The organism is Salegentibacter flavus (assembly GCF_900115145.1).
Classification (GTDB): Bacteria; Bacteroidota; Bacteroidia; order Flavobacteriales; family Flavobacteriaceae; genus Salegentibacter; species Salegentibacter flavus.
The window spans coordinates 48,884-57,742 of record NZ_FOVL01000021.1; the positions used below are offsets into that span (position 1 = coordinate 48,884).

At 38.7% G+C, this 8,859-nt stretch carries 8 protein-coding genes and 1 pseudogene; 2 read left to right on the forward strand and 7 right to left on the reverse strand.

The window, feature by feature from the left end; all coding sequences use genetic code 11:
- Window positions 1-7 precede the first annotated feature (7 nt).
- On the reverse strand, window positions 8-1,057 hold the full coding sequence (locus tag BM266_RS14220) for a glutathione synthetase (protein ID WP_093410877.1): 1,050 nt from the start codon (window positions 1,055-1,057) through the stop codon (window positions 8-10).
- Window positions 1,054-2,904 (reverse strand): peptidase MATCAP family protein, encoded by a 1,851-nt coding sequence (locus BM266_RS14225; protein ID WP_093410879.1) that lies wholly within the window; start codon window positions 2,902-2,904, stop codon window positions 1,054-1,056. Before BM266_RS14225 ends, BM266_RS14220 begins: the two co-directional genes overlap by 4 nt.
- Window positions 2,905-3,786: 882 nt before the next feature.
- Here BM266_RS14225 and BM266_RS14230 point away from each other — a divergent pair.
- Window positions 3,787-4,041: a hypothetical protein gene (locus BM266_RS14230; protein WP_175494814.1), complete on the forward strand. Its 255-nt coding sequence runs from the start codon at window positions 3,787-3,789 to the stop codon at window positions 4,039-4,041.
- Between the two features lie 13 nt (window positions 4,042-4,054).
- Here the strand turns inward: BM266_RS14230 and BM266_RS14235 are convergent, their stop codons facing one another.
- The 3 genes from BM266_RS14235 to BM266_RS14245 form a co-directional block, all read right to left on the reverse strand.
- Window positions 4,055-4,630 carry a carboxymuconolactone decarboxylase family protein gene (locus BM266_RS14235; RefSeq protein ID WP_093410883.1) on the reverse strand — a complete coding sequence of 192 codons (576 nt, stop codon included), beginning with the start codon at window positions 4,628-4,630 and terminating at the stop codon, window positions 4,055-4,057.
- A 116-nt stretch (window positions 4,631-4,746) separates the two neighbouring features.
- Window positions 4,747-5,544 carry a haloacid dehalogenase type II gene (locus BM266_RS14240; RefSeq protein ID WP_093410884.1) on the reverse strand — a complete coding sequence of 266 codons (798 nt, stop codon included), beginning with the start codon at window positions 5,542-5,544 and terminating at the stop codon, window positions 4,747-4,749.
- A 7-nt stretch (window positions 5,545-5,551) separates the two neighbouring features.
- Window positions 5,552-6,148, reverse strand: a complete 597-nt coding sequence (locus tag BM266_RS14245) for a TetR/AcrR family transcriptional regulator (protein WP_093410886.1) — start codon at window positions 6,146-6,148, stop codon at window positions 5,552-5,554.
- 545 nt (window positions 6,149-6,693) lie between these two features.
- On the opposite strand from BM266_RS14245, the gene BM266_RS14250 reads away from it, so the two are divergent.
- Window positions 6,694-7,608: a DUF302 domain-containing protein gene (locus tag BM266_RS14250; RefSeq protein ID WP_093410894.1), complete on the forward strand. Its 915-nt coding sequence runs from the start codon at window positions 6,694-6,696 to the stop codon at window positions 7,606-7,608.
- A gap of 219 nt (window positions 7,609-7,827) precedes the next feature.
- Here BM266_RS14250 and BM266_RS14255 read toward each other — a convergent pair whose 3' ends face one another.
- Window positions 7,828-8,457, reverse strand: a complete 630-nt coding sequence (locus BM266_RS14255; RefSeq protein ID WP_093410887.1) for a type ISP restriction/modification enzyme — start codon at window positions 8,455-8,457, stop codon at window positions 7,828-7,830.
- A gap of 277 nt (window positions 8,458-8,734) precedes the next feature.
- Window positions 8,735-8,859 (reverse strand): annotated as a pseudogene (locus tag BM266_RS17650) (transposase); the annotation flags it as partial.

Below are 8,859 nucleotides of genomic sequence, written 5' to 3' on the forward strand. Positions count from 1 at the left end.
CCTGCATTTATTCCATAGTAGCCAGGACCTGGTTAGAAAGCTGTCCCTTATACATTTCTTTGTAATCTATCTTGCGCTCAATTGCCTCAATAACCATTGGAGTGAAATCGGGCAGGCCAATATCTTTGAATCGTTCCATACCACCGGGACTAAGCACATTAATTTCTATGAGTTTGTCTTTCACCACATCGAGTCCAACAAAGAAAAGTCCGTCGCGGATTAATTTTGGTGCGGTAAGATCTACAATGCGTTGCATTTCCGGGGTTAGAACACTGCTGTTTGCTGTGGCACCCTGGGTGAAATTACTTCTGAATTCACCCTCGCCCGGAGATCGGCGGATTATTGCCTGAACACCATCCTTTATCATTACCCGGCCATTGAGCAACAGAATACGTACATCGCCATCCTTCACAGCCGGAAGAAATTCCTGGGCGATCACATAACCCTGCTGACTTATAGTTTCAATGATCTGGTTGACATTCTTTTCATTTTCGTCTATGAGATAAACATCTCTTCCGCCAGACCCCTCCAGGGGTTTCAAGACCATCTTCTTATCGTGTTTTTCCCAAAACTTAAGGATGTCTTCCTTGCTTCGGGTGATAAGGGAATCGGGTTTTATGGATTCGGGGAGCTCTTCGAAATAAAGTTTATCGATAAAGGCGTGGGATAGAGCATAGGCATCATTTAGAACAAGCACTCCTTCCTGTTGCATCATACGTCCGAAGGCCACCCCGGATTGCTCGGCCCATTCCCGACCAGATTCCTCTTCAGTAGGATTATTTCTAATGAAAAGCACATCAATATCTTTGGAGGTCAATCTCTTTTTTTTGGCCTTGCTGCTTTGCAGGAACTCGAGGAATTTTTTGGGAGATTTCGTTTTTGTATTTTTTGGTACGTGTGTAGTATTAATACTTACAGGGCCGTCATGGTGGAAATTAAAATCTCCAACTCCCATGGCAAATACCTCGTGACCACGGTTAAAAGCTGCATTCATTAGCAGTGCCGATGTTCCAACCTTCTCGGTCTCCACATCATTTAATACAAAGCAAATTTTCATCTGGTTATCATTTTTGAAAGAGGTAAGCCCTCTTTGATTAGGTTTAATTTGTTTTGAACGTTCTGGGTTAATAAATACCTGGGCTTAAGCACAGATTTCTTCAATATTTTTCTCTCTGTTAGTTCTTTGATGATCCCGATATGTTTTAAGCCAAATTTCCCTGCCAGTAGCGGTTCAAATTCGCCTCCATTCTGAAGGTGATGCCTTAGTTCTACCAGGCCTTTGAGGTAGATGATATCTTTTAAAAAGCCGCCGCCCTGCATAATTCTGGAGGTGATATTAAAAGCTCTTTCTCCTGAAAATCCATATTCTGTAGACAGCAGGCTGAATATCTGCTGAAAATCTCCTCCTTCCATCAGGGCCGAGCCGGCAATTACCCTTCCGGCCAGTGTTCTCAAGCGGTTTGCGGTAAGTCCATCTACAAGATATTCAGCCATAACCGCCAGGCCTTCCTGTAAGGGATCGTAATCTGCAAGGCCCGTTTTTAACAAACTCAGCGGTTGCTGGCTACCGTTGTAATAGGTTAGTACATGCGTGCCTACCTCGTGCTGGATAAGAGCCTCGGTTTCGGTTTTATTCATTTTATAATCTTCAGGGATAAAAAGTTCCCCTTTGGAGACCATCAGGATATTTACATCCTTGCGGATATGCACCTTACTTTTAAAATTTTCATCCTGTTCGGCGTAGTAATCGAATTCCCGACGTGCAAGGCTGGCAAAACCTCTGGAGTCTATCATTTCAGTATCCTTGTCGGGTTTTTCCTCGGCTACTTCCCGCAGAAGATTTCCCGCTTCTTCACATAAGATGTTGTCTATCCCTTTATAAAGCCTGATACTGTTGTAAAAGAAGTTTTTGGTACCTCTTTCACTCAGCATTGTGATCTGTTGGTCCAGTTCTTCCCGTTTTTCCCTGAAGAGATGAGACATCGCAGGATCGTCTATATCTTCTATTTTAAGGTTGTATAATTCCCGTTTAAGCACATCTGGATCTATGGGTAAAAGGCGGTAGTGATAATCGAGCAGTTTTTCGTAATTCGAATCGAAAAATTCCTTTTTTATCTCGTGAATATTGGAAGGGGAAATCAACCACAGGAATTCATAAGAACTCTCAATCTGCCCCAGCTTTTTATCGATCTCAAAAATTTTGTCTTTAAGATACTTTCTACCCAAGGCATGAAAGCTTGCCACCCCACAAGAGGTTTGCACTCTTATGTAATCAAAGATCCCTTTATGGATAGCCTTAACGATAAAATCGCGATAATCACGGAAAAATACCGGATAGAGCTCTCCATCTATATTTCGATAAACAGGAGGGATTTCCAGGCCTACCACCACAGCCCCCGATTGCTTGGTTTGTTCGATCTCCATTAAAGGAGATTCGTCTTCTTTTTGCCGGTTGGGGGTATCCATTATTTCAGATTTGAGATAAAGCCCTGAATAGCGTTCATTGATCTTTTCCAATTCCTCCTGTAAAAGTTCCAGAGAGGAAGCCAGCTTTTTGGCCGGACCTTTAATGGTAAAACAGTTGGAACCGGGCTCTCCGGCATATATTTCAAAGAGCAGATAAGATTTAAATTCGGTGGCCAGTTTATCTGAAACCTGAAAAAGCAAGTCCTGATATAATTCAAAATCCGAATTTCCTATAATGAGATAAGAAGCCTCGCTCATTACGATACGGGCTGTACCGGCATCGTTTTCCCGGTGGCGGTACACAATTAAATAGGGCAGATCCTTTTCTATATGAAGCAATCCACCCCCGGGAAGACTACAACTTAACTCTTTCTCTTCCTCAAGCTTTGTTAAAATTTGATTAATCGATTTTTCAGATAATTCCGATATATCCAGCATTCTTTTAAACGTCTTGGTTTGTTATTATGAATCTAATTTTTTGCAAGGGTCTGGAAGTCTTTGATAAAGCCTATTATTTCCCGGAACTTCCCGGAACCGCTCGATTAAATTTAGAAAGAATATTGGGCTTAAAAAGATGAAAGTCAGACTTTGGGTTTTTTTTAGGATATGAAAAACAGAAATATGCTTGGGCTGAAATAGGAGGTTTCTGCTAATAATAAATCCAGGATAGAGGAGATTTGTTAGGCTCTAATAGCCGCGATAATCAGTAAATTATAGGAGAATCATTACAAGATTAAGATAAATATAGGTTTTAATCGAATTTGTTGGGCTTTTATAGAATAATTCCTAAACATTAGATAAAAATACTTATCTTTAATTAGACTAAAAGAGTTCACACTTTTTTGCCCTCCTTTTTTAACTTTATAGATTTTTCATCTTTATAGAAGATTGATAATTCGTGCCCTACCTATTTTTTAATAGAGAGTTATTGATCATAAAAGCCCTGACTTGTTCAGGGCTTTTTTTTGTTAGTTACTATCAATCCCTTACCAAGGTGCAACCGTCCTCTAAGTAAAACAGGGAAAAATCCTGGTTAAAATCAGGGGTTTTCCCCTTTAGTAGAAATAAATAAAAAGTGCGTACTTGATACACTGTATGATTTCTAACCGGAATGGTTAAATTTAAGGTTAGTAGAAGTTTCCCGAGAGATGTTTTTAGGAAGCTTGAGTTTTTTCATTATTAGATAAGGGATCAGTGACAGGATAAGTTATTCTGAAAACTGTTCCCTTTTTTGTAAAAAAACCTTATTTAAATAATCGGTAAGCCGGCTGTAGAACTAAACTACATCAAAAGGTTTGGTGATAAAAGCAACAATTAGGCTTGATCCATAAAAGCTATGGCCCCGGAGTCTTGAGTTATAGAGGGATTGGCATGCGCCAACATAAGAATAACCAGGGTGGAGTTGGTCTTATCATCATCCTTCCAAAAGAAGGGAAGCTCTGCGATGACTTGCCAAAACTTTATGAAAAGATAATAGCTGCAGATATTCTGTATACCGTCGATTTTTACATAATAACTATCTACGGAAAGAAAAATAGTTCAATAAAAAGGGAAGCAGCTAAAGGCTTCCCTTAATTTCTATTCTAATCTATGCGGTTTCCAATTTGTGTCCGGCAAAAGCTTCATCAACTTCTGTATGGAAAATATGGTTGGAATAATTACTTATAGTTTTTACTGCCTGGGCCAGAATAATGGCAAGGATCTGTTTTTCAGAATATCCTGCATCCAGGAATTTCTTAGCTTGTTCGGGGGTAGGGTTTCCCCGGCTTTCATTCATCACCTTAGTGAATTCGTGAAGGGCTCTAAGTTTATCGTCTTCAATTTCCTTTCCCTCTCTGATAGCTTCTATAACAGCTTTGGGTGTTTTAGAAACATTTTCAGCCAAATAACTATGGGCAGCCGTGCAATATTCACAGGAATTATCAACGCTGACAGTTAGCAATACTACCTCTTGTTCTGCAGGGGTGAAATCACTGTCTTTTCTGAAATCACTGTACCCGGAATCATAAGTATTCTGCAAAGCCGGAAAATTCACCATGTTTTGATACATATTAGGAATCATTCCGTTTGCCTTCTTAGCATTCTCAAGGATCTCCTTTTGTTGTTCATTAGCATTTTCTAATTCTACTGGTTCTAAACCGATTTTGTACGTTTGGTTTGACATAATTTTAAATTTTAAGATTAAACATTAAGATTAAAGACGCTGTTGGTAAACTGTACTATGTCTAAATAGACAAAGAGCGTCTCTGATAATTTTTTAAATGATTCACAAGGGAAAACCTATTTCCCTATTGCAATTAGTTTATCGGAAATAGCTTTTAGCTCGGGAGCCACAATTTCAGGGGATGGTGCAAGGGGGTATTGTTGCTGCCCCGGCCTACTAACAAATGCGGCACGCCATCCTGCCCAAAGGGCTCCGGCCACATCCCAGCCGTGTGCGGCAATAAGCATAGCTTCTTCCGGTTTCACTCCCAGTTTTCGGGCTGCCCAGTTATAAACATCGGCGTGGGGTTTGTATTTTCCTATATCCTGAATACTAAGCCACTCTTCAAAAAAACCCAGTAGTCCGGCATTGGTAAATTGCTTTTCAACAGCTGCGTTGGAAGAATTGGTTAAGGAAACAAGGCGATACCCATCATCTTTTAACTTGGCCAATGCATCTCTAACCTCGGGGTGGGGTGGAAGCGAGGTGATAGGAGATATAGCCTTTTTCGCCTTCTCGCGACTGAGCTTAATATGATTATTAGCAGCTACCATCATTAAGGTAGCAGCACCAATTTCTCCAAAATCCTTATATTGATTTCCCACAGTCTCTACCAAAGAATACTGGAGCATAGTAGTAAACCATAAAGACACCAATTCACTCTTTCCATTTAAGGTATTTCCAACGCTTTCTTTTAGTAACCTGAGATCCAGGAGAGTTTCGTTTACATCAAAAAATAAGATTTCAGGGCGTTTATTTTGAATGTTATCCATTGTATTTGTCTTTGAATTTGCTATTCCAGGTACAGAAAATGATAGTCCTGCCATTCCCGCCAGACCGGTTTTTATAATAAAGTCTCTTCTTGATTTAGTCATATTATTTTTAAAGCTGATCGATATAATTTTCAAGGGCGAATCTGTAGGCATTCCAATTGGTATCGTCTGAATAAAGTTTGCGAATGCCCCGCATCCCTTCAAAAGAACTCACCAGGTAAATGGCCGCCTGTTGCGGATTCGTTTCCTGTTTTATAGAACCATCTTTATGACCTCTTTCTATTATTTGAACTAATGCTTTCACCCAGGATTCTATAAGATCTTTTAAAGCCTCGTTTAGCAAATTCTGGGAGCCGCCTATTTCATTGATTAAATTATTCACAGGGCATCCCATTAGTTTTTCATCGCTGGTGAAAGCCTGAAACTTATTCAGAAAAGTTGTTTTCAGAATAGTTTTGGCTTCGCCTTGAGCATAGAGGGGCTCGATCATTGCCTGGTAAATTCTTTTGTTCAATGCTGTTTTCACCACCAATACGCCCAGTTCATCCTTATTTTTGAAATTATGATAAAAGGCACCTTTTGAAAGTCCGGTAGCTTTCATTATTTCATTGACACTGGTAGCTTTAAAACCGTTTTTATAAAACTGCATAAAAGCTGTTTCCGTGATCAGATTCCGTGTGGCTTCTGTCTTTAATTCCTGTTCCATATGGCAAAGCTAATTAAAAACATTCTACACAGAATGTTTTTTAGCAAGGTTTAACAATATAGTGCCGCAAACTTTGTTTACGACACTATATTTTCAATGATTAAAAAACCGAAATAAAGTTAATGTGGTTAATAGACTAGCTATTCTTTTCGATTCAGTTCCATATTTATGGTAACTTCAGCAGTATCTCCAACTACCATATCTGAAGCCCAGTTGAACAGGTCTTGAGCATCTGCTGTGTTTCCGCTGTCAAAACGACATAGCGCTCTACCGATGGAAAGTATTTCTTGTAAATCCGGTTGAAGATTTCCTCTTTGTTAGCGGAGCCGAGCTCCTCTTTTACAGATATCTTTCAGGATGGAATTCATAAGAGATAAGTTAAAAATTGATTGGTAATCTAATAAGACGGGAAACATCTTAAAAATTTTCTAATATATTTTAAAATTTAATAAGTCTTTAAAGCTTCGGGTTAAGTTATGTTAAGTGCTGCTCATTTTTTTAAATTGATAAGTATCTTAGAATCAAAATTTTATATAATACTGAAGATGAATTTACTTTTCGCTTTTCTCATTCTGATGACTTCGTGCTCAGATGATGATGACAACAATAATGCTGAAATTTCAGTAGATCCACCAACGGCCACAGGCATAGTTTATTTTGAAAGTGCATTTAATATGCAAATCTCGTATGCTAATTTAAAATCCGCCCTGGAGGATAATGAAAATATCAGTATCGTTCAGGAACTGGATCATTCGCAAAACGCGGCATCTGTTGATATGGATCTGGCGCCCACTCAAATTATTTTCTTCGGAAACCCGAACCTGGGTACTCCGTTAATGCAGGAAAATCAGCTTGCCGGCCTTGACCTTCCTCAAAAAGTTTTGTTCTATGAAGAAGAAGGACAGGTATTCGCGCTTTACAACAGTACAGAATATCTGGCTTCCAGATACGGAGTTGCAGATATAATTACGCTTCCTCAAATATCTGAAGCCTTAAGTAACCTGGTGGGAACTGCGGTAGATGCTTCGGCAACCGAAACTACAAGCCAGTTGGTGGATGAACATGCCGGAATTGAAAGTGTAGAAAGTACCACCGATTTCGATTCCACTTACTCTAATCTTAGATCGGCAATAGAAGCTAATGAGAATTTAAGTATTGTGGCAGAATTAGATCACCAGGCAAACGCTGCCAGTGTAGGGATGGAACTTCGCCCAACCAAAGTGATTATGTTTGGAAATCCTAACCTGGGTACTCATTTAATGCAATCTGTTAACAGTATTGGTCTTGATCTTCCTCAGAAAATGCTGGTATGGGAAGATGAAACCGGAGCTGTACATATTTCTTATAATAACCCTGAATTTTTAAGGGTGAAACATCAACTTCAGGCCAACGATGAGGAAATTACACAAATAGCTACCGCCCTGGAAACTTTAGCCAATACAGCTGCTGAAACGGAATAGTAGTAAATACAGAAGGGGTAATACTTTTTGAATATATCAGTCTCGATTATAAAAACCGCATTGAAGCTCCCTTGCTGTTAGAGGTACTTCGTTTTTATAGTAACAATAAATAACAATTTTTAACCTGGTTGCCCTATCCTTTTAAAAACCACCTTGAACCTTAACCAGGAAACAACTCAACTATCGGGATGACCCGGTCTCTCATCACGGTTTTTTTTGTCATTCCTCCCCAAGGATCTCCAGGCCTAAACCGGTGGCTATTTGCTCTACGCGCTGCGGGTCTAAATTTGGCGTTCTCACCAAAGGCTGCTCCAGACTTTGCTGCTCATTGGTTTCCGGGTAGAGGTAGAGGGGGAAAACCAATTCTCCACCTCTTCTATAATAATTAAAGTCCATTATTTTATTTGTAATTGATACAATATCCCAATTTTCTGTACCTATTACCTGACCTTGACGACCGATTGCTAAACCAACATTCTCACCTTTAATGAAATGTTGCATTAAATCAGTTCTGCTTCTTTCAATAAAAACAGTATCATAATAAATATATCTTTTATCAAGAGGCCGGTATGAAACTTCTTTTATAAAATCCGGATTGTAAGAATTTCTTAGACTTTTAACTTCATTAATTTTCCATTTTTTATTTTCTTTTAAGCCATATATTCTTTGAAGTTCTGATTTCTCTAACAAGAAAAAATTCCTAATTCTTTCTTCAAGTTCTTCTTTGGTTTCGCCTATTACAAAAGAATCTCTTGAAGTAACTATCCCTACATTATTTAAGGTAAAAAGATTATTAACAGAGAAGCCATTTCTGTATTTTCCTTCCAATTTAAAATCCTTCTGTACCATAAAATAATTTGGTGCCTTATTTGGAATATTGACAAATGGAATTGATTTTATGGTTTTATTAGTTAGGAAATCATATCATTACTGTCCAGTTAAAATAGACTGAGTGACAGTTGGTTATAATCAAGTTCTTTGACATTACTATAATCTATATTCATAAAAAGCTCATTTATAGAGGTTTTATCTAATAATGAGATGCCCAAAACCTGTAATATTTCGTAGGTTGAATGCTGCAATTTCAGTTTATCTGCCACAATAGAGACCAGACAGTAAGCACTTATCGCACAATAAATCTGGATTTTTACGGCATTTTCAGATGTTCCCCAGAAGGATTTTATTTTCAAGTGTTGTTTGACCCATTTAAAGAAAAGTTCCACCTGCCATCTTTTTTTGTACAGTAAGGCA